21 protein-coding genes are annotated in these 21,401 nt (G+C 56.0%); 6 read left to right on the top strand and 15 right to left on the bottom strand.

The features are described 5' to 3' along the window. Positions 1-118 precede the first annotated feature (118 nt). The 3 genes from AZE99_RS08715 to arfB all read right to left on the bottom strand — a co-directional run bounded on the left by AZE99_RS08715 (position 119) and on the right by arfB (position 3,205). Positions 119-604 carry a GAF domain-containing protein gene (locus AZE99_RS08715; RefSeq protein ID WP_067199923.1) on the bottom strand — a complete coding sequence of 162 codons (486 nt, stop codon included), beginning with the start codon at positions 602-604 and terminating at the stop codon, positions 119-121. Between the two features lie 8 nt (positions 605-612). Continuing rightward, positions 613-2,700: a S9 family peptidase gene (locus AZE99_RS08710; protein WP_156472174.1), complete on the bottom strand. Its 2,088-nt coding sequence runs from the start codon at positions 2,698-2,700 to the stop codon at positions 613-615. A 106-nt stretch (positions 2,701-2,806) separates the two neighbouring features. After that, positions 2,807-3,205, bottom strand: coding sequence for an alternative ribosome rescue aminoacyl-tRNA hydrolase ArfB (gene arfB, locus AZE99_RS08705; RefSeq protein ID WP_067199920.1), 399 nt, complete (start codon positions 3,203-3,205; stop codon positions 2,807-2,809). Positions 3,206-3,568: 363 nt separating this feature from the next. On the opposite strand from arfB, the gene ctrA reads away from it, so the two are divergent. Further along, positions 3,569-4,276, top strand: coding sequence for a response regulator transcription factor CtrA (gene ctrA / locus AZE99_RS08700; protein WP_067199918.1), 708 nt, complete (start codon positions 3,569-3,571; stop codon positions 4,274-4,276). Positions 4,277-4,352: 76 nt separating this feature from the next. Here ctrA and AZE99_RS08695 read toward each other — a convergent pair whose 3' ends face one another. From AZE99_RS08695 to AZE99_RS08675, 5 genes are all read right to left on the bottom strand, one after another. Further along, on the bottom strand, positions 4,353-5,120 hold the full coding sequence (locus tag AZE99_RS08695) for a metallophosphoesterase family protein (protein WP_067199916.1): 768 nt from the start codon (positions 5,118-5,120) through the stop codon (positions 4,353-4,355). Positions 5,121-5,226: 106 nt separating this feature from the next. Then, on the bottom strand, positions 5,227-6,408 hold the full coding sequence (locus tag AZE99_RS08690) for a saccharopine dehydrogenase family protein (protein WP_067199913.1): 1,182 nt from the start codon (positions 6,406-6,408) through the stop codon (positions 5,227-5,229). Between the two features lie 54 nt (positions 6,409-6,462). After that, positions 6,463-7,017: a dCTP deaminase gene (gene dcd, locus AZE99_RS08685; protein WP_067199910.1), complete on the bottom strand. Its 555-nt coding sequence runs from the start codon at positions 7,015-7,017 to the stop codon at positions 6,463-6,465. Positions 7,018-7,036: 19 nt separating this feature from the next. Next, positions 7,037-7,729 carry a glycoside hydrolase family 25 protein gene (locus tag AZE99_RS08680; protein ID WP_231862572.1) on the bottom strand — a complete coding sequence of 231 codons (693 nt, stop codon included), beginning with the start codon at positions 7,727-7,729 and terminating at the stop codon, positions 7,037-7,039. A 31-nt stretch (positions 7,730-7,760) separates the two neighbouring features. Next, the gene (locus AZE99_RS08675; RefSeq protein WP_067203463.1) at positions 7,761-8,243 is read right to left on the bottom strand and encodes a UPF0262 family protein; all 483 of its coding nucleotides are present in this window, start codon (positions 8,241-8,243) and stop codon (positions 7,761-7,763) included. A 151-nt stretch (positions 8,244-8,394) separates the two neighbouring features. On the opposite strand from AZE99_RS08675, the gene AZE99_RS08670 reads away from it, so the two are divergent. Then, a complete protein-coding gene (locus AZE99_RS08670; protein WP_067199907.1) occupies positions 8,395-9,894 on the top strand; it encodes a replicative DNA helicase in 1,500 nt (499 codons plus the stop codon). 24 nt (positions 9,895-9,918) lie between these two features. Beyond that, positions 9,919-10,842, top strand: a complete 924-nt coding sequence (locus AZE99_RS08665) for a DUF4238 domain-containing protein (RefSeq protein ID WP_082788298.1) — start codon at positions 9,919-9,921, stop codon at positions 10,840-10,842. A gap of 9 nt (positions 10,843-10,851) precedes the next feature. On the opposite strand, the gene AZE99_RS08660 is transcribed toward AZE99_RS08665, so the two are convergent. The 7 genes from AZE99_RS08660 to AZE99_RS08630 form a co-directional block, all read right to left on the bottom strand. Then, a complete protein-coding gene (locus AZE99_RS08660; protein ID WP_067199901.1) occupies positions 10,852-11,634 on the bottom strand; it encodes a phosphoadenylyl-sulfate reductase in 783 nt (260 codons plus the stop codon). Further along, positions 11,627-12,052 (bottom strand): DUF934 domain-containing protein, encoded by a 426-nt coding sequence (locus tag AZE99_RS08655; RefSeq protein ID WP_067199898.1) that lies wholly within the window; start codon positions 12,050-12,052, stop codon positions 11,627-11,629. Before AZE99_RS08655 ends, AZE99_RS08660 begins: the two co-directional genes overlap by 8 nt. Continuing rightward, entirely contained in the window at positions 12,045-13,679 is a 1,635-nt protein-coding gene (locus AZE99_RS08650; RefSeq protein ID WP_067199895.1) for a nitrite/sulfite reductase, read from the bottom strand. The genes AZE99_RS08655 and AZE99_RS08650 overlap by 8 nt, the downstream gene beginning before the upstream one ends. Position 13,680: 1 nt before the next feature. Further along, positions 13,681-13,977, bottom strand: a complete 297-nt coding sequence (locus tag AZE99_RS08645; protein WP_067199892.1) for a DUF2849 domain-containing protein — start codon at positions 13,975-13,977, stop codon at positions 13,681-13,683. Next, positions 13,974-14,765: a uroporphyrinogen-III C-methyltransferase gene (cobA, locus tag AZE99_RS08640; RefSeq protein WP_067199891.1), complete on the bottom strand. Its 792-nt coding sequence runs from the start codon at positions 14,763-14,765 to the stop codon at positions 13,974-13,976. Before cobA ends, AZE99_RS08645 begins: the two co-directional genes overlap by 4 nt. Positions 14,766-14,849: 84 nt before the next feature. Next, on the bottom strand, positions 14,850-16,277 hold the full coding sequence (gene astD, locus AZE99_RS08635; protein WP_067199888.1) for a succinylglutamate-semialdehyde dehydrogenase: 1,428 nt from the start codon (positions 16,275-16,277) through the stop codon (positions 14,850-14,852). 137 nt (positions 16,278-16,414) lie between these two features. Next, complete coding sequence (locus tag AZE99_RS08630) at positions 16,415-17,815, bottom strand: protein adenylyltransferase SelO family protein (RefSeq protein WP_067199885.1); 1,401 nt, start codon at positions 17,813-17,815, stop codon at positions 16,415-16,417. 60 nt (positions 17,816-17,875) lie between these two features. Here AZE99_RS08630 and AZE99_RS08625 point away from each other — a divergent pair, with 60 nt between their 5' ends. The 3 genes from AZE99_RS08625 to AZE99_RS08615 all read left to right on the top strand — a co-directional run bounded on the left by AZE99_RS08625 (position 17,876) and on the right by AZE99_RS08615 (position 21,400). After that, the gene (locus tag AZE99_RS08625; RefSeq protein WP_067199883.1) at positions 17,876-18,739 is read left to right on the top strand and encodes an alpha/beta fold hydrolase; all 864 of its coding nucleotides are present in this window, start codon (positions 17,876-17,878) and stop codon (positions 18,737-18,739) included. A 31-nt stretch (positions 18,740-18,770) separates the two neighbouring features. Next, entirely contained in the window at positions 18,771-19,916 is a 1,146-nt protein-coding gene (locus AZE99_RS08620) for a glycosyltransferase family 4 protein (RefSeq protein WP_067199881.1), read from the top strand. 80 nt (positions 19,917-19,996) lie between these two features. Then, positions 19,997-21,400, top strand: a complete 1,404-nt coding sequence (locus AZE99_RS08615; RefSeq protein WP_067199878.1) for an NAD(P)H-dependent flavin oxidoreductase — start codon at positions 19,997-19,999, stop codon at positions 21,398-21,400. The last annotated feature ends 1 nt before the right edge of the window (position 21,401 follow it).

The raw sequence follows: 21,401 nt of genomic DNA, 5'->3' as shown, positions 1-21,401 counted from the left end.
ACCGAAATCTGGTTAACAAACATTTACCATTTTTCGTAGCGGTTGGCCATTAGCCGGTCGTAAAATTGAGCGGAATTAACGCTTTGTCTCGTATTGGGGCAGGTTGGTTACCGGAAAATTAACCAAGATTATTAGCAACAGCCTTGATCAGCGGGACCAGTCCCGCCTCATCTTCCGATCCAAAGCGGTCGGGCAGGGGACTGTCGAGGTCGAGCACGGCGATGACCTCTCCATTTTTCAGAACCGGAATGACCAGTTCGCTGCGGCTATCGGCATCGCAGGCGATGTGACCGGGGAAGGCGTGGACATCGGCGACCCGCTGCACTTTACCGGTCGCCGCCGCGGTGCCGCATACGCCGGCCCCCATCGCGATCCGGATACAGGCGGTTTTACCCTGAAACGGGCCCAGTACCAGTTCATCGTCCACAACGCGATAGAACCCGGCCCAGTTAAGTCCGGGCATATATTGCCAGATCAAAGCGGCGATATTTGCCATATTGGCGATAGCATCAGGCTCCCCGTCGACCAGCGCGGCGGCAGATGAGGTGAGGTCAGCGTAAAATTCTGTTGCGGGTTGATCCGGATCTATGGCGATGTCGAGCATGGCTGTGTTTACTGCCTTTCAGGCTGAGTTTGAGATTCCGGTTTCTTTACCGGATCATGTTTTTCAAACCAGCCCATGATATTGTCGACCTTGGCAATGAGCTGGCTTGGTCTGCGTGCAATGAGATGGGATGCCCCCGGTACCCGCACAAGCACGGTGTCGACATTCTGGACCTTTAATGCAGTGTAGAATTGTTCGGCTTCCCAAGCCGGTGTGCGCCAGTCGGCTTCTCCCACCATCACCATCGTCGGTGTCTTGACATTATTGACGATGGAAAGTGGAGAACGCCGCCAATATTCTTCGGGCTGTTCCCATGGCTGTGCGCGGAACCAGTGGCGGCTGACGAACCGGGCGATATCCCCGGCGAGGGCCATGCTGGTCCAGTTGATCACTGGTTTGACGGTTGCGGCGGCTGCGAAGCGATCGGTTTTTCCCACCGCCCATGCGGTGAGCACGCCGCCACCCGATCCACCGGTGATGAACAGCCGGTCCTTGCTGACATAATTTTTGGCGAGCAGGGCATCGACCACGCTCATCAGATCATCATGGTCCCTGCCAGGATAATCGAGATCGATCAGCTGGGCAAAAGTTTCACCATAGCCGGTCGAGCCGCGTGGATTGGCGTAGACCGTCACATAGCCTTGCGCGGCATAGCGCTGGATCTCGGCGGCAAAATAGGGGCCATACATGGTGTTCGGCCCGCCATGGATCTCCAAAATCATCGGAAAGGAGCCATCGGGCCGGAAGTCCGGGGGCAGGGCGACCCATGCCTCGATTTCCCTGCCGTCATGGGTGGACGAGACCTTTATCTCTTCGATCCGGGCAAGATCCAGATGGCCGAGCGCATCCTCGTTCAAACGGGTTAGTTGACGGCCGTTACCGCTGCCGCGGGTCAGTGCGACTTCGGCGGGGCGGTTGCTGCTGCCTTTGGTATAAGCGATGACAGGAGTACTGCCACCGGCCTTGCTGGCGACAGAAAAACTGCCGGCCGCATAGGGGCGACCAAGCGACGTGCCGCCGATATCCCCGATCAGATTTCGGACATTGCCTGCCAGATCAATGGATACCAGCGTCAACATGCCGTCGACTTCGGTTTGACCGACCAGTGCCCGACTGTCCGCCCGCCAGGCAATGCTGTCGATCGACCGGTCAAAATTTGCCGTCAGGTTTTGCACGCCGGTTCCGTCGGGTGCCATCACGTACACATCGGTCTGCTGATAGGATTTAAGCTTGTCGTCATATCCCCGATAGGCGATGCGGGAGCCGTTGGGCGCAACAAGCGGCGCAAAATCAGGGCCATCGCGCTGGGTCAGCGCGCTTACCGTCTGGCTGGTCAGGTCGACCCGATAGATTTCGCTTTCTATCGGATCGAGGTCGGCATTTTCGCCTTCGTTTCCGGTTACGAGCAGAGCATTGTTGCCCAGCCATTGCGGTGTATCAAAACCATTTTCGCCATGGGTTACCTGTCGCGGCGTGCCACCCTCGGCGCTCAACGTAAAAATCTGGGTCTTTCCCTTTGGCAAGTAGCCAGCGCCGTCGAAGCGGAAAACCAGATCATCGATGACACGGACCGGTTTTGCCCAGTCGGCACCCTCTGGGCTTTTCGGTGGTTTGGCGAAGGCCGTGCGCTCGTCCGGAACCAGCATGGAAAAGGCGATGCTCTTGCCATCGGGAGACCAGACCGGAGCGCTGGGGCCCTGTTCCAGCTGCGCCAGTGAAAAGCTTTCTCCACTGTCCTGGTATCGGAGGCGCAGGTCCGGCTTGCCGTTGGTCGAGGTCAGATAGATCAGGCGATCGCCATCTGGTGACCAGCGAACGGAGGAACTGGAACCCTGTCCGCTGACCAGCGGACGATGACTGCCGCTTCGGGTGTCAATCGTCCACAAATCGCTGACAAGCTGGTCGGCGAACCTGTCCATTGATTTGCGCGCATAGACGATGGTGGAGCCATCGGGCGAGATCTGGGGGTCGTCGGCATATTCGAGATCGAACACGCGCTCGGCGGTAAACCGGCGGGCGTCATCGCCATCACTGGCCAAGCCAGCCGTTGCAAAGGATGGCAGGCAACATATTGCGAGTATATAGCGCGTTTTCATCGATATCCCCTTTTGTAACAGCATATCTTATGGGGAATGTGGACGCTTTGCCAACAGGAAACCAAACACCGGGCGAGCTCGCCAGTCAAATTCTGGTCGGGCGCGCTTAGTCGAGTTTCGGCTTTCCGCGCGTTTTCTTGACCGAGGATTTCTTCTTTTTCGTATCAACCCGGCGGGCTTTGGCGGCTCTGCTCGGGCGGGTCTTGATCCTGCGGGCATCGCGTTGATAGGCCTGCTCGATCATTTCCGCCACGCGCCGCCGCGCTTCCGCGCGATTGGCTTCCCGGGTACGATATTCGCGAACCGTGAATATCAGTTCACCGCCGCTGGTCATTTTTCGTCCCGCGAGTATTTTCAATTTGCGGAACGCATAGGGCTCGAGGCCCAGAGCATAGATATTGACGCGCATCTGCACTGCGGTTGCCACTTTATTGACATTCTGCCCACCGGGTCCGCTGGCGGCCAGAAATGTTTCGGTGATCGCACTTTCGGGAATATCAACCATATAGAGTTCCTAGCCTGATGCGCCTGTGCGTGACAGTGCTTGTTAAGGAAGCTTACCAAAAGGAAATAAACTCGCTCTGAGCGCGACCGATTTACCACAGAAACATGTCGATATTGACACAAGGGTGACGATTTTCGATCAGAAACGGCAAAAAGTTAATTTTTTTTTCGCCTTGTCGGGCAGTCCTGAAACGAGTCATTTCTGCGGGTTACAGAGTCATTGAACCTGGCGCGACTCGTGCTGACTCCTGCCTTAAGTAAAAATTAACCTTTTACGTTCATTCATCTTATGGTTAATAAATGATCCATCGGGTCGGCACAGTGATCGATCCGAGCGAGTAATTAAGAAAAAAGGGGCTGCCTGATGCGCGTGCTGCTGATTGAAGATGAACCAACGACCGCAAAAGCGATTGAGCTGATGCTGACGACCGAAGGTTTCAACGTATATACGACGGATCTGGGCGAAGAGGGCCTCGATCTCGGCAAGCTCTATGATTACGATATCATATTGCTCGATCTCAACCTGCCCGACATGCATGGTTATGACGTACTCAAGAAGCTGCGCGTTGCGAAAGTGCAGACGCCGGTCCTCATTCTTTCCGGCATCAGTGAAATGGACAGCAAGGTCCGCAGCTTTGGTTTCGGCGCCGATGATTATGTAACCAAACCGTTCCACCGGGACGAACTGGTTGCCCGTATCCATGCAGTTGTTCGCCGTTCAAAGGGCCATTCGCAGAGCGTTATCCGCACCGGCAAGCTGGCTGTGAACCTTGATGCCAAGACGGTCGAAGTCGACGGCAATCGTGTTCATCTGACAGGCAAGGAATATGCCATGCTGGAGCTGCTCTCCCTGCGAAAGGGAACGACGCTGACCAAGGAAATGTTCCTCAACCATCTATATGGCGGGATGGACGAACCCGAACTCAAGATCATCGATGTATTTATCTGCAAGCTGCGCAAAAAACTGTCTCTGGCTTGCGGCGGCGAAAATTATATCGAGACCGTATGGGGCAGGGGCTATGTTCTTCGGGATATGGACGAGGAAATCGCGCCAACCGCGCAGGTCGCATAAGCAGCAGCATATTCAATATAAAAATGGTCCTCTTGTCGGACCGGAATATGGCGGGGCCTTTCGGTTCCGCCGTTTTTTATGAAACTGTGTCGAGATACCAGCGTTCCGAACCCTGCAGTGCCAGTGCAGTGAGCTTGTCGGAATAATAGGCGCCTGTGTCGATACCGATGCGGGTTCCGGTCTCCACCACCTCATCATTGATCGTGTGGCCGTAGACGATAATCTTTTCATGCGCTTCTGGAGCGGACAGAAACTCTTCGCGGATCCATCGGAGGTCTTTCTGACGCTGTTCCGAGAGCGGCAGGCCGGGACGGATGCCAGCGTGGACAAAGGCATAATCACCGATGGTGATCTGATCCTCGAAGCCTGCGACAAAATCGATATGCTCCCGGGGGAATAGTTCTGGAATGCGCTCTGCCAATTGCGTCATATCCAGTTCCATATATTCCTTCATGGTGATCTCGTAGCTCAAGATCGTCTCACGTCCGCCGATGCGGTTGAAAAAACGGACGGATTTTTCGTCACCCGTGGCCGCTGCCAGATAGACTTCTTCGTGATTACCCATCAGGAAACGGACATTACCCAATTCTTTCTTCGCCTGGATCGCGGTGTTGAGGACACCTGCGCTATCAGGACCGCGATCGACCAGATCACCGAGAAAGATGATCTCGCTTTGAAGGTCACCCCGTTCGCCGTCATCCTTGATGATCTTCTCGAGCAGTTGCTGCAAAAGATCATTGCGACCATGGATATCGCCGATCGCATAGACGCGCCGCCCCTCAGGGATAGTCGCGCTATCGATCGGTTGAACAGGTTTTTTTCTGCGTAGAAGACGATTAAGCATGATGCGTACAATTTTGTCCTGCGAAACGGAGTTTCAAGGGCGAATGATCATATTTTTTCAGGCTGGCGTAATAGGGTAAAAGGACCTGAATGGTTGCTGAGGATAGTCAGCTTTCGACAACGAAGCTGAGGCCGGCATTGTCTTCCAGACGTTGCACCAGTTTTTTGCCCATCAGCGCGCCCGGTGTCCAGACACCACCGCCCTTTTTGATATTGTCCTGAGCCAGGCAAAGTGCCGATTCAGCGATCATCTTGGAGGTCGAGCCATAGCCGGGATCCTTGTCGCCCTTGACGCACAGGCTGGCTGTTTCGCCATCTGCGGTCTCGCCGATGAACAAGAGGTCATAATAACCATTTTCGCGTTGCTCTTTGGTGGGGCCTTCGCCCGGCTTAGGGCCATCCTCGCCGCCAAGGGGGTTGGCCTTCGCCATCATTTCAGCGGCCTTCTTGCCGAGATCACCGGGGCTGGTGACAACCATCTCATCATATTTGAAGTCTTCACCAAACGGGAAGTCGAGCAGGAAGTTGGTCCGATGGACATTTTTCGTGTTGATTGCCGCCATGATGAACGGTGCCACCCAGCTGTCGATGGTCTTGTCGTATTTGGGGATCAGCATATTGGGCTGATCCGGCCCTTCGAACCCGGGCGTCAGGCCAAAGCTGCTCGCCAGGATTTTGACGAGACCGGGGTTTTTTGCGATCGCCTTCATGGTTTCTTTCAGGCTGGCCGCAGTTCCGCCGGAAAATGTGCCTTCCATGGCACGAACGCGCCCTTTGACGCGGGTAGCAGGCTTGCCGAAACGCTTGTCCATTTCCTTCTGCAACATCAGCACGCCGAGATCGAACGGGATCGAGTCAAAGCCGCAGGAGAAGCAGATTTGTGCACCCGATTTTTCAGCCGCTTCCTGGTGCTCGTCAATCATCTTGCGCATCCATCCGGGCTCGCCGCACAGATCGACATAATGGGTGCCGTTCTTGACGCAGGCGGCGACCAGTTCGTCGCCGTATAATTGATAGGGACCGACGGTGGTCAGCACGACCTTGGTGCGGCTTGCCATCATGTCTATCGAAGCGGCATCATCGGAATCAGCGACGACCAGTGGCGTATCTTTGGGCGCGCCGATCAGATCGCGAACTTCTTCGAGCTTTTCGAGGCTGCGGCCAGCCATCGCCCATTTGGGAGCGTCTTTGCCGATACCATATTGCTGCGCCATATATTCGGCGACGAGACGGCCGGTGTAGCCGGTTGAACCATAGATGATGACGTCAAATTCTTTTGCTACGGACATGACTGGCTCTCCTGCAGATTATTTAATCGGTGAATTAATTGGTCCCGCTATGGCCTAGAGTTTGGCCAGAGTCACACCCTTTTGCCGCATATATTTGCCCGAGCGATCAGCATAGCTGGTCTCGCAAGGCTCGTTGCCCTTGAGGAACAGAAACTGGCAGGCGCCCTCGTTGGCGTAGATTTTGGCGGGCAGGGGACTGGTGTTGGAAAATTCCAGAGTCACATGGCCTTCCCATTCCGGCTCGAGCGGCGTGACATTGACGATGATACCGCAGCGGGCATAAGTGGATTTTCCAAGACATATGACCAGCACGTCGCGCGGTATCCGGAAATATTCCACTGTACGGGCCAGCGCGAAACTGTTCGGCGGAATGATGCAGCAGTCGGTCTTGCGGTCGACGAAGCTGTTTTCGGCAAAATTCTTCGGATCGACGACGGCATTGTCGACATTGGTGAAAATCTTGAATTCGTCCGACACCCGAGCGTCATAGCCATAGGAGGACAGGCCGTAGCTGATGCATCCTTCTCGTTTCTGGCCTTCGACAAAAGGTTCGATCATGCGGGAATGTTTCGCTTCATTGCGGATCCAGCGGTCGGATAATATGCTCATATCAATTTCCTGTTGGTGGTCATGGTCGCACTACGTTCCAGTTTATCGGGCCGTCAACCCCGCTGATTCGGCGCATGTCGGAAGCGCGCCACATCACCCAGGGCTTGGTAGCATAGTCGGGCGGGAAAAAATTGGCTTCCAGCCAGAAGGTCCGGTCGATGCCGCTGCTGATATTATACAGTTCCTCGAATTCGCGCGATACCGCGATAATCGCGCGCTTTTCGCTATGGGACTCGATCTGGTTTAGAAAGGTGTTGAGTTCGCTAAGCACGAGCGCTCGGCCAGGGCGGTCTCCGCACCCATTGTCAAAGGCCAGGCGGACTGCGGGAGGCAGCATATTTTCGCCGCGCGGGACGGTGGTCACAAACATGGTGGCCTGATCTGTAGCTAGTCGACAGAGCGAATAATCGTGGAGCGCGCCATAGCGTATGCCCGCTTCCCGGGCTCCCTCGACATTCGCGGCGAAATTCGCGTCCCTTTTTTCGGCGCCAGCGGTGGCCTGGATATAGGCGAAGTCAACGCCTGTTGCCCCGGCGACATGCCATATGATCTCACCATGGCTTTCATTGACCGAGATACCCTGTACCGGATATTGGTCGCGGGAAGGCGCCCAGCTGACCGCAATATTGCGCAGGATGAACGCGAGAACCAGTATGACCACGACGATCGTGGCCAGGCTGATGATTGTTTTTCTTATGCTTCGATTGGCCACCCTGGTTCCCTGATACGCAGCGGAAAATAACTCAATTCTTGATATGCAATACGCAAATTAATGTGAAGAGGCGTCGCGCGGTCTTGAAATCAACGTCGATCTTCCCTTCCAGCCGCTCGATCAGCAATTCAGCTCCCTGATCGTGGACCCCGCGCCGGGCCATGTCGATGGTTTCGATTTCCGCAGCGCTCGCTTTGCGAATTGCCTGATAATAGCTGTCGCAAATGGCAAAATAGTCGCGGATCGGACGCCGAAACCGCCCGAGAGCGAGGATCAAGGTTTCCAGCGGCTCGCCATTTTCGCGGCCAATAGAGATTACCAGTCGGCCCTCCTGAACGCTGAGCTGAAGCTGATAGGGCCCGGCATAGCCATCCTCATGCTGTTTGAGCGGCTTGAAATAATTTTCTTCGATCAGATCAAAAATTGCGATCCGTCGCTCCTGTTCGATATCGGCATTGCGCCACAATATCGTGGCTTCGTCGAGTTCGACGGAGATGATGCGCGGATCGGACATTGCGCCCTGTTGCCGCAGCACTGGTCTCAGGACAAGGGTTTTTGCAGTGCAGCACCGTGACAGGATTTTTTCCACAGGACTGTCCCCGGGACTTTACCAAATTTTTCGAAGCGCCCCTTGCCCAGAATCGATTCTGGGTGGATGAGGAGCCATGGCCGAATTGATGCGTTTCCAGAATGACGAGAGTGATGAACAGCGCCTGCCGCGCAATGTCGAGGCAGAGGCGACTTTTCTTGGCGCGCTGCTGATCGACAACCGGGTTGCCGAAGATGTGCAGACCCGCCTGCGATCGGACCATTTTTACGAACCGTTGCACGGGCGGATCTACGAACAGGCGTTGAAGCTGCTCGACAAGAATATGGTCGCCACCCCGGTGACCCTGAAACCCTATTTCGAGTCGGACGAAGCGATGAAGGCGCTGGGCGGCCCTTCCTATCTCGCCAAATTGACCGGTGACGGCGCCGGCCTGATCGGTGCCCGCGATTTTGCCAACCAGATCTACGATCTGGCGCTGCTTCGCGAACTGGTCAGTGTCGGACGTACGCTTGTTGAAAGCGCGCTGGATACCAGCGAGACGGTTGATCCGAAGGAGCAGATCGAGGAAGCGGAAACGGCTTTATACCGGGTATCTGAAGGCGAGGCGCAGGAAGGCGGCGTCCGGTCGTTTCTGCAAGCGTCGACTGAGGCTCTCAACAATGTCGAGCGCGCCTTCAACAGCGGCGGCAAGGTGTCGGGCATCACCACCGGCCTGACCGATGTGAACGCCAAAATGGGCGGTTTGCACCGGAGCGATTTGCTGATTCTTGCCGGACGTCCGGGCATGGGCAAGACGTCGCTGGCCACCAATATCGCCTTCAACGCGGCGAACCGCTATTTGCGCGACATGAATGACGGCATTGCGCCGGAAGATTCCCTCGGCGCCAAGACCGCTTTCTTCAGCCTCGAAATGTCGGCCGACCAGCTGGCCACCAGAATATTGTCGGAGCAGGCCGAGATAAGTTCGGAAAAATTGCGCATGGGATCGATCAGCCGGGACGAAATGCACCGGCTTGCCATGGCGTCGCGGGAATTGCAGGATCTGCCGCTGTTCATCGATGATACGCCCGGTTTGACCATTGCCGCGCTGCGGACGCGGGCACGGCGGTTGCAGCGGCGTCAGGGCATCGGCCTGATCGTGGTCGACTATCTGCAGCTGCTGCAGGGTTCTGGCCGGGCCAATGACAACCGGGTCAATGAAATTTCGGAAATCAGCCGCGGCCTGAAGACGCTGGCGAAAGAATTGCAAGTGCCGGTGATGGCGCTGTCGCAACTAAGTCGGCAGGTGGAAAGCCGGGAAGACAAGCGTCCGCAACTGTCCGATCTGCGCGAATCCGGTTCGATCGAGCAGGATGCCGACATCGTGATGTTCATCTTCCGCGAAGAATATTATCATATGGCGATCAAGCCAGATGTACCAGATGCCAACTCGACCCCCGATCAGGTTAGAAAATATGAAGATTGGGAACGGGATCATGTGCAGGCAGAGGGCAAGGCGACGGTGATTGTTGCGAAAAACCGTCAAGGTTCCACCGGCAATATCCAGCTGAGCTTCATAGCCGAATTTACGAAATTCGGTGATCTGGCCTATAGCGAGGCGCCGGACGAATATTAATTGATTGTATCATAGCTGGTTAAAATGAGTATTCCGCGAAAGCACCATTATTTACCTCGATTTTATTTGGAGCGATGGGCGGAAAACAAGGAAGTTTTTCGCTACGTCCGGCCATTGGGAAAGGACGGGCCATTGGACGGGAAGTGGAAGCCACCTTCTGCTATTGCTTACGAGCGTGATCTTTATCAACAACCTGATATTCCCGATCCTATAGAAAGTCAGTCGCTGGAGCTTAGATTTTTTCAGAAGATTGACGATCGGGCAGCCATCGCTTTGCTGAAACTTGATAAGTCGGAAAAAGGCGGCGCTGAGGATCGGATTGCGTTATCCCAATTCATGATCTCCTTGCTCCATCGTTCGCCTAGTCGTCTTAAAGCAATTAGAGCAGAATTAGCAGATCAAACTGTCGGTGCTCCTTACCAAGGTTTGCAAGGAGAACAGTTCGAAAAGGTTCTTAAATCGACGACTAACAAGTTGTTAGCTTCGTTGGTCGAGTCACGTGAAGGTACTTCTATAATTTCACGATTTCGCGCGTTTAAGATAGACACAAGTCGTGCATCAACAAAACTGTTAACGTCGGACAGACCGATTAATGTGTCAAACCAGCTTATATCGAGCGATGCATTTATGATAATGCCTTATGCTCCTGATCGATTGCTCATCCTGACTCATCAAGACGCGATAGCCGGTGCATTCTCTTCTCAAAATCCGGATATTTTAGTCAGAGGTATGAATCAAGCAGTTGTAGAACAATCGGAAGACATCGTGATTGCAAGCAACAAAAGGGCTACAAAAATGGTTGATCGGCTATTTTTACGCTCTCAGTCGCAATCCGTTAAAGACCCGATAGGGCTGATCCGACGGAAATCGCCACTGATTCAACTAACACCGATGATTAAAGAGATTAGTCGTCATGAAAAGAAAGCCATGAAATACCGTGGAATCTAACGTCTACAACTAGAAAATCGGATCATTCACGCCTTTGTCGTCGGCATCCGGTAGCGGGGTCACATCTTCGTGAATGCCGCATTCGGACTTGTCCCAACCGCGCCAGCGTCCGGCGCGGGGATCTTCGCCGGGCATGACCTTTGAGGTGCAGGGCGCGCAGCCGACCGAGAGATAGCCTTCCGCCTCAAGCGGATGGCGCGGCAGATCATGCTTTTTGAAATAGGCTTCGAGATCATCTTTGATCCAGTCGCCCAGCGGATTGATTTTCAGCCGGCCGTCGTCGATTTCGAACCGCGGGATATTGTTGCGGGTGACCGACTGGAACGCCTTGCGTCCCGAAATCCAGCTATTGAGGCCGGCCTTGGCGCGAGCCAGTGGCTCGACCTTGCGAATCTCGCAGCAGCCATCGGGATCGAAAGACCAGCGCAGACCGTTTTCGTCTTTCTCCGCCAGTACCGCGGCGTCGGGAGCGACGATATTGGCATTCTTGATACCCAGCAGCTTGATCAATGTGTCGCGATATTCGAGCGTTTCCGGAAACATTTTCAACGTGTCGACGAAGGTTACCGGTATGGTCGGATCGACCGCTGCTACAAGATGGAGCAGGACGGCACTCTCCGTGCCGAATGACGAGACCACCGCGACTTCGCCCAATTGGCGTTCGTCGAACAGTGACTTGAGCATGCTGGTGGTGTCGACGCCTTCGAACCGTTGGTTCAGGGCATCGGCATCGGCCTGCGTATAATCGGGCCGAACGTCGATAGTGTCGACCTTGCGCGCTGCTTCAGCCATGACGGAGCCTCCAGATTGGGGTGCGCTGGTCAGAAGTTGCCTGATAGACATGTTCGTAGCGCTGGATCGCCTCTTCCATCAACCGCGGGTTGATCGGAGAATCCGGCGCGAACGCGTCAAAGCCGCATCGGCGCATATGGGAGACCTGATCGAGCAGCACATCGCCGCTGGCGCGCAATTCGCCGGTATAGCCGGACTCGCGCAGGATCTGCGCAGCGGAATAGCCGCGACCATCGCCAAAGGCCGGAAAATCGATTTCAATCAGCGACAGACGGTCGAGAAACGGCAGCAATTGCCGGGCATCCTCTCCCGCCTCGATACGGACGGCAGTGGCGTTGGACTGGTCGAGAAACGAGTCGAGCGAAACCGCTGGCTCTTCATGCACTTCATCATCGCGTAAACGGATAGTATCACCCATAAATAGCCTCCTTGAACCGGGCCATGCCGACACGGCGATAGGTATCGATAAATCGCTCTCCATCCTCGCGTTGTTCGAGATAGAGGTCGGTGACGGTTTCGATCGCGTCGATCACGCCATCCTCGGTAAAGCCGGGGCCGGTGATCTTGGCGAGGCTGGCGTCTTCCGCACCCGAACCGCCGAGCAGCAGCTGGTAATTTTCCGTGCCCTTACGGTCGACGCCCAATATGCCGATATGACCGGCATGGTGATGACCGCAGGCATTGATGCAGCCCGAGATTTTGAGCTTCAACTCGCCCAATTCCCGCTGACGGCCAAGGTCGGCAAAGCGCTCGCTGATTTTCTGGGCGAGGGGGATCGAGCGGGCATTGGCGAGGCTGCAATAATCCAGACCGGGACAGGCGATGCTGTCGGTGATCAGGTCAAGATTGGCAGGGGCCAGGCCGGCTTCGTCCAAGGTCTGCCAGATAGCGTATAGATCGCTTTTCTTGACATGCGGCAGCACGATATTCTGGCTGTGCGTGACGCGCAGTTCGTCAAAACTATATTGCTCGGCGAGATCGGCCATCAGGTCGATTTGCGCCGACGAGGCATCACCGGGGATGCCGCCGCGCGGTTTCAGGCTGATCGTCGCAATTGCATAGCCGGGCTGTTTGTGCGCGGAGATGTTCTGATCCACCCACAGGGCGAAGTCAGGATCGGACAGGTCGATATCGACGCTTGCCTGCTCGTCGAACGGTGGGTCCTGGAAATATTGCGTGATCCGCGCCAGCTCTTCGACCGGGGGATTGAGGCCCAGGGTCTTCATATGGGCAAATTCTTCCTCGACCTGGCGGGTATATTCTTCCTTGCCGAGTTCGTGCACGAGGATCTTGATCCGCGCCTTGTACTTGTTGTCGCGCCGTCCGTAGCGGTTGTAGACGCGCAGGCAGGCCTCGGCATAGCTGATCAGTTCATCCGCTGGAACAAAGTCGCGGATTTCCGGTGCGATCATCGGAGTCCGGCCCATGCCGCCGCCGACGAAGAATTTCGCGCCCAGTTCGCCCGCGTCATTGTGGACCAGCTGAATGCCGATATCGTGCAGCCTCATCGCTGCGCGGTCGGTGTCGCTGGCGATCACGGCAAATTTGAATTTCCTGGGGAGATAGGAAAATTCCGGGTGAAAGCTCGACCATTGACGCAATATTTCGGCCCATGGACGCGGATCGGCTATTTCGTCAGCGGTTGCACCGGCGAACTGGTCGGAAGAGATGTTGCGGATGCAGTTGCCGCTGGTCTGGATCGCGTGCATTTCGACCGATGCCAGATCGGCGAGAATATCGGGAGCGTCTTCCAGCTTGATCCAGTTATATTGGATATTCTGGCGCGTGGTGAAATGGCCGTAGTCGCGGTCATATTTGCGCGCGATATGACCGAGCATCCGCATCTGCTTACCGCTCAGCGTGCCATAGGGCACCGCGACACGGAGCATATAGGCATGGAGCTGCAGATAAAGGCCATTCATCAGCCGGAGCGGCTTGAACTGGTCTTCGGTCAGATCGCCGGCGAGACGGCGTTTCACCTGATCGCGGAATTCCTCGACCCGCGTGTCGACCATTTTCTGGTCATATTGGTCATATTGATACATGTCAGATCACCCATAAGCCGGCGTCGGGATCGGCCGGTTTCAATGTCAGGTCGGGACGAACGGTCGGTCCGAGTGCGCGCACCCGGTCCTTGATGTGCCCCGGTCGCGGGCCGTCATCGGTCTGTTCGGCGTCGATAATATAGGGGGAGTTCACCCGGCGGGCGGCTTCCTCGCGCTGCAGGATTACTTCACCCTGGTCACCGACATCGGTTGCATCCTTGACGAAGCGCGACCAGTCGAGGCCGGTCCACCAGATAACGTCGCCGGTCTTGAGATCATTTCCGGTCAAAATATTCATGCAATCACTCCCGCCATTTTTGCAAATTCCCGAAACTTGTCTTCGGCATCGCCATAGCGGGCGACTTCGCCGACCACGAGCAACGCCGGGCTCCGGACATTTTCCCGCCGCACCATGTCGCCAAGGTCGGTCAGCAGTGTGCGGAGCGCGCGAAAATCGCTGCGTGTGCCATTTTCGAGCACGGCAACCGGCAGGTCCGGTGCAGCGCCGTCGGCGATCAGTTTTTCAACGATCGCCTCGGCGTTGGCGACGCCCATATAGATGACCAGAGTGCGGCCTTTTCCGGCAAGCCCGGACCAGTTCTGGTCGGACAGGCCTTTGCACTGGCCGGCAACAAAGGAAACCGCGCTGGAAGCATCGCGGTGGGTGAGGGGCATACGCGCTTGTGCGGCGCAGCCGAGTGCGGCGCTGATACCGGGAACGACTTCCACGGCGACGCCTGCAGCGATGCAGTCATCCGCTTCTTCACCACCACGGCCGAAAATGAAGGGATCGCCGCCCTTGAGGCGCACGACCAAACGGCCTTTGCCGGCCTCGCTGACCAATAGATTGTTGATCTGGTCCTGCGGGACGCTGTGCAGGGAGCGCTTCTTGGCCACCGAGATATAGCGAGCGGTTGGCGATGCCAGGTCGAGAATGTCGCGGCTGACCAGGCCATCGTGAACGATCACATCGGCGCGCTGCAGCAGCTTTGCCGCCTTCAAGGTCAGCAGGTCGGGATCGCCCGGACCGGCGCCGACCAGATAGACTTTGCCCGCCGTGGGCGTCCTGTTTGATGTTTTTTCCATAGATGCGATATGCGCGCATCGTGCGGGATGTTCAAAACAGAAGTTTTTGGGGTGGCCTAAGCTCAGCTATTTTGCGGGCGGGTGCTAGTCGTCGTCCGCTATGCTCTCGTCCTTCAGGCCAACGCCGATTCTTGCTCTCGCTTGCTCCGCTTCCATCGACACGACGGGATAGGCGCAATAATCTGCGGCATAATAAGCGCTGGGTCGATGATTGCCCGACAGTCCGATCCCGCCAAAAGGGGCTTCGGAGGAAGCGCCAACGGTCATTTTATTCCAGTTGACGATGCCGGCGCGGCTATTTGACCAATATTGGTTATATTGCTGAGACGTCCCGCCGATCAGGGCAGAGGATAGGCCGTAGCGGGTATTATTGGCCTCGGCGATCGCTTCTTCAAAGTTAGCAACCCGAACAACCTGCAGGATGGGTCCGAATAATTCGATATCCGGGCGTTCCTCGAGATCGGTGACATCAATGATGCCGGGCGTAAGAAAGGGGCGGCCCGCGATCGGTCTTGCCATATGTTTGATAGGCTTGCCGCCATGACTCATCAAGGCAAGGAAGCTCTCGGTCAGGCCATCGGCGGTTTCATTGTCGATTACCGGCCCCATGAACGGGGCAGGGGTGGCAAAGGGTTCGTCGATGATCAGGCGATCGGTGATCCGTTTCACTTCCTTTATTATGCGATCATAAAGCGCGTCTTTCACAATCAACCGGCTTGCGGCCGAACAACGCTGTCCTGCGCTCAGGAAGGCGGACTGCACGATCAGCACGGCAGCGCTGTGGATATCGTCGGTGTCCCAGGCGATGATCGGATTGTTTCCGCCCATTTCCAGTGCCAGTATCTTGTCTGGCCGGGTGGCAAACTGGCGGTTGAGCGCGATGCCGGTTCGGGCCGAGCCGGTGAACAACACGCCGTCCAGGCCCTCGTTGGCGGTAAGCTGCTTGCCGGTAGCGGGGCCACCATGCAATATATTGACGACGCCAGTGGGCAAGCCGGCCTTTGCGAAGGCATCCACCATATATTGTCCGACGGCAGGCGTCTTTTCCGATGGCTTGAAGACTATTGTGTTGCCAGCAATCAGCGCCGGGATGATATGGCCATTTGGCAGATGGGCGGGGAAGTTATAGGGGCCGAGGACGGCTAGAACACCGTGCGGCTTGTGCCGCAAGGCCGCGCGCATATTGGGCTGGCTCGGCAACTGACGCTGCGGGGTCCGTTCGGCAAAGGCCCGGACCGAAATGTCGACCTTGTTGATCACGGATTCGACTTCCGTCCGGGATTCCCAAAGCGGCTTGCCGGTTTCGCGCGAGATCAGTTCGGCCAGTTCATCACTACCGGTGCGGATGCGATTGGCGTAGCGCCGGACCGCTTCGACCCGTTTGACCAGTGCAGTTGCGGCCCAGCCGGGCCAGGCTTCGCGCGCGCTCGCCACGGCAGCATCGGCATCTCCGCTGGTGCCGGTCCACAGGGTCGCTCCGGTTGCTGGTTCGATGGATATCAGGTCGCTCAAATTGGCCTCTGTTTTCTAAGCATTTCTTGTACGTTAAACCATATATGGCACATCTCTCGCGATAGACCATAGGGGTTAAAGAGTTAGAGCCGTCACGATGGTTTATTGCCGATCGTCCTTTGGCCCCGGGATATATATTAGCCGTTGCGCAGAGCTTTGCCCATCTCACGGATATCGTTGATCTTTTTCGAGAGTGGTGCCCAGTTATCTTCGACAGCAATGGCGTCCCAGATCGATTCGACCTCTTCGATATGCATCGAACAGGGCTCCGGTTTCTGCCAATAATTGCTGACCGGCTGCCGTATGCGCGCGCGATCGGCGATCAAGGTACGAAATTCGGAAAATTCGGGTGAATCATCATCCGGTTGGGCGAGATTTTCACTCTTGCCCCAATTGAGGAAAAACTGGTCAATCTGCACGGTTTTGTGTGCGAGACCTTTTTCGGCGGCAACAACCAGATCACGGTCACTTTCAAAGCCCTCGGATGTGACGCCAAGCCGCCAGCAAAAATGCTCGGTGAATGCGGTGCCATAGGCTTTCGGGAAAGATTCCAGCGTGGCAACCAGTGGGTCGCTATCGGCAATCAGCCGCAGCGCGCTGGCAAATTGCGCCAGATTCCAGTGCAGCGCTTCTGGCTGACGCCCAAAACAATAAAGCCCTTCATGGTCGAAATAGGCAGCGGTAAAGCCGGGTTCCCAATATGGCGTAAACCGCCACGGGCCATAGTCGAAGCTTTCTCCGGTGACGTTGATATTGTCGGTATTGAGAACTCCATGGACAAAGCCGGCGGTCATATAGGCGCCTGCCAGCTTTGCGACTTCCTGCGCAGTCCTGGCGAATAATTCCGTGGCCGGATCATCAGTCTGCGCGCCGCCATAATAATTTTCGAGGCAATAATCGACCAACTGTCGCATCAACTCTTCATTCTTCTCATAGGCGATGCGCTGGAAAGCCCCAATCCGGATATGGCTGTGGCTCAACCGGGTCATTACCGCCGAACGGGTGGGAGAGGGCTCGTCGCCGCGCGACAGTTTCTCGCCCGTCTCGACCACCGAAAATGTTTTGGAGGTATTGACGCCGAGGGCTTCGAGCATTTCCGTAGCAAGAATTTCGCGGACCGCGCCCTTTAGCGTAAGCCGACCATCACCGGACCGGCTCCACGGCGTTGTGCCCGAGCCTTTGGTGCCGAGATCCATCAACCGCTGTTCATGATCCCGCAACTGCGCGAACAGAAAACCGCGGCCATCTCCGATTTCCGGATTATAATTGCGGAACTGGTGGCCATGATAGCGCAGCGCCAGCGGTGGATCTAGATTGTCCGGCAGGGGCTGGAATTTTCCGAAATGGTTGATCCATGCCTTCTCATCCAGACTATCCAGCCCTACACTCTGGTCCCAGCGGTCGTTTCTGAAGCGAAGAATATGCTCGGGAAACTGGGCGGCGGCGACGGGATCGCCAATCTTTTCTCCCAATCGGGTGATTTGGACATCGGCTCGATAGACGGCCTTGCCGGGTTCGAATTGCGGTTTATATGGCATTTTCTGACAGTGGCGTTTAATCGGTTGCGCAGCAAGTGGGAAGACGAGGCTAATTGCAGCATGACCGTAGAGACATCTTATCAGGACATATATTGGGAATCCGATGACGGGCTGAAACTGCACGCTCGCGATTATCCTTCCGACAGCGGCAAGACGCCGGTTATCTGTGTGCCGGGACTGACTCGCAACGCCCGCGATTTTGAACATCTTGGGGCCGGTTTTCGCGGCGGTCGACGGATCATCATGCTGGACTTGCGAGGCCGCGGCACGAGTGAATATGCCAAGGACAGCAGTACCTATAATCCGAAGCAATATGTTTCTGACATCATCATGCTGATGGATGAGCTGAAGATGCCGAAAGCGATATTTTTCGGCACATCTCTGGGCGGTGTGATTACGATGATAATGGCCAAAATGTACCCCGCGCGGGTTGCCGGCGCGCTGTTGAACGACATTGGTCCCGAACTGGACCAGAAAGGTCTCGATCGGATAGCCGACCATGTCGGACAGGGACGGAGTTTTGACACATGGGCCCATGCCGGGCGTGACATGGCGGAGAATAGCAGCGATATTTTCCCGGATTTCACGCTGAAAGACTGGATCGCCTTCGCCAAGAAAGTCTACCGGATGAACAGCTCCGGCCGAATCAAGCTGGATTATGACATGAAGATTGCCGAGCCGTTCGACAGCAAGGGTGGCGGCAGCGGCGCTCTGTGGAACGCGCTGGAGAATATGCAAGATATTCCGACGCTGATTTTGCGCGGAGAGCTCTCGGACCTGTTCAGCGAGCGAGTTGCCAAGCAAATGCTCGAAAAACTGGACAAGGCCGAACTGGTCACCGTCCCGCGCGTAGGCCATTGTCCAACGCTGGAGGAGCCAGCCTCGCTTGACGCGATCAACCAATTGCTCCACCGCATCGACTGAATATTTTTAGACAGCCGAGCATGAAAGTCGCATGAAACCAGCCAAGATATTGCATCTGCACAGCACGTTCAATCTGGGCGGCAAGGAAGCACGCGCGGTCAGGCTGATGAACCATTTCGGGGCCGCGGCCGAACATGTGATATTGTCGGCCCAAGCAGGCAGCCTGTCCGCCCGAGAGGCCATTGACCCGAAGATCAAGGTCAGCTTTCCGACCGACGCGCCATCGCTTGCGGGAAAGCCCTCGCTGAAACGTTATCGCGAATTCGTCACCTATTTTCGGCAATTCGATCTGATATTGTCTTATAATTGGGGATCGATGGACGGCGTGATGGCGCGGACGCTTTTCTCGCGGATCGAAGGTCTGCCGCCGCTGATCCATCATGAAGACGGGTTTAACGAGGACGAGCAGAAAAAGCTCAACTGGAAACGGAATCTGTTTCGCAAATTTGCACTCGGGGCTGCGCAGGCGCTCGTCGTACCGTCGGAAAATCTCGCCCGCATCGCAAAGGATGTGTGGAAACAGCCCGAGCAGAAAATTTACCGCATTCCGAACGGCATCGACGTGAAGCGTTTCGAGAAAAAGCCGCAGCGCGGCGCTTTGCCCGGGTTTACCAGGCGCGAGGGCGAAGTCGTCGTCGGAACTGTGGCCGGGCTGCGGGCAATCAAGAATCTGCCACGACTGGTGCGGGCCTGCGCAGCGGCAGGCGACAATGTCCGCTTGGTGATCGTTGGCGAAGGGCCGGAAAAGGACAGGATATTGGCCGAGGCGCAGCGCGTGGGGCTTGCGGATCGCTTGCTAATGCCCGGCTTTCTCGCCGACCCGGCCCGCTATATCGGGCTGTTCGACATTTTTGCCCTGTCGTCGGACAGCGAACAATTTCCGATTTCGCTGATCGAAGCGATGGCCGCCGGCTTGCCGGTTGTGGCAACCGACGTCGGTGACATAAAATCGATGGTCTCACAGGCCAATCAGGGCTTTATCAAACCACTTGGCGAAGAAGGCAAGTTCGTCGAATCCCTGACGACTCTGGTCCAGCATCAGCAATTGCGGGAAGATCTGGGGATGCAGAACCGGCTTAAGGCGCGGGCGGAATATAATGAGAGCAAAATGCTGGGACGCTACGGCTTGCTTTATGGTCAGGCGCTGGGACGGGCGGATTTCGGCCCGGTTAAATAACGAGTTTCATAACAGAGTTTTTTCGAGCATTTTAATGCGCCGCCGTCTATATCGGCATTTGGGGAATAGAGGAGATTTCATTGTTCAAGGGCTTAAAACCCATCCAGTATAATGGTCAGGAAGTATGGCCGTTGATCGAGGGTGGAAAAGGCGTCGCAGCCACCAATCACGCCAGTTCGGGAGCCTGGGCTGCTGCCGGCGGTATTGGAACGGTATCCGCAGTCAATGCGGACAGCTATGACGAACATGGCAATGTCATCCCGCAAATCTATCATGGCCGAAAACGCGAAGAGCGGCATCAGGAACTGATCCAGTACGCGATTGACGGTGCGGTGACGCAGGTGAAACAGGCCTATGAAATTTCGGGCGGCAAGGGCGCGATCAATATCAACGTCCTGTGGGAAATGGGCGGCGCGCAACAGGTGCTGGAAGGTGTACTCGAGCAGACCAAAGGCATGATCGCCGGCGTTACCTGCGGTGCGGGCATGCCCTACAAGCTGTCGGAAATTGCCCAGCAATATGGCGTGAATTATCTCCCGATCATCAGCTCCGCTCGCGCCTTTCGCGCGCTGTGGAAGCGGGCCTACAAGAAGGTTCCGGAATTAATGGCAGCGGTGGTCTACGAAGATCCGTGGCTGGCGGGTGGTCACAACGGTCTGTCCAACGCGGAAGACCCGAGGAAACCGGAAGATCCCTATCCACGGGTCAAGGATTTGCGCGATACAATGCGCGCCGAAGGAATTTCCGACAGCGTGCCGATCATCATGGCCGGCGGTGTCTGGCATTTGCGCGACTGGCAAGACTGGATCGATAGCGAAGAGCTCGGCCAGATTGCTTTCCAGTTCGGAACAAGGCCCTTGCTGACCAAGGAAAGCCCGATTCCGGAAAGCTGGAAAAGCGAGCTGACCAAGATCAAGGAAGGCGATATTCTCCTGCACAAATTCTCGCCGACCGGTTTCTATTCCTCGGCTGTGCGCAACGAATTCCTGCGCAGTCTGGAATCGCGATCCGAGCGCCAGATTCCTTATTCGACAGAGAAAGCCGGTGAGCATACCCACCAGCTCGACGTCGGTATCAAGGGCAAGAATTTCTGGGTCACCCGTAACGACTTGTTGCGTGCGCGCGAATGGGACGGCCTCGGCTTTACCATGGCGATGAAAACGCCCGACAATACTCTGGTGTTTGCTACACCGGAAGAATCGAAGATGATTCGCAAGGATCAGGCGGATTGCATGGGTTGCCTGTCGCATTGCGCTTTTTCGGCGTGGAAGGACCATGACAATTTCAGCACCGGACGGCTCGCCGATCCACGCAGCTTCTGTATCCAGAAGAGCCTGCAGGAAATCGTCCACGGCGCACCGGTCGAGGAACATTTGATGTTCGCCGGCCATGGCGCTTTCAATTTTGGCACCGATCCCTTCTATTCCAACGGCTTCGTGCCGACGGTGAAGCAGCTGGTGGATCGTATCCTGACCGGCGACTAGG

The sequence above is a fragment of the Sphingorhabdus sp. M41 genome (assembly GCF_001586275.1).
Taxonomy (GTDB): Bacteria; Pseudomonadota; Alphaproteobacteria; order Sphingomonadales; family Sphingomonadaceae; genus Parasphingorhabdus.
This window is presented reverse-complemented; position numbering and strand designations above follow the sequence as displayed.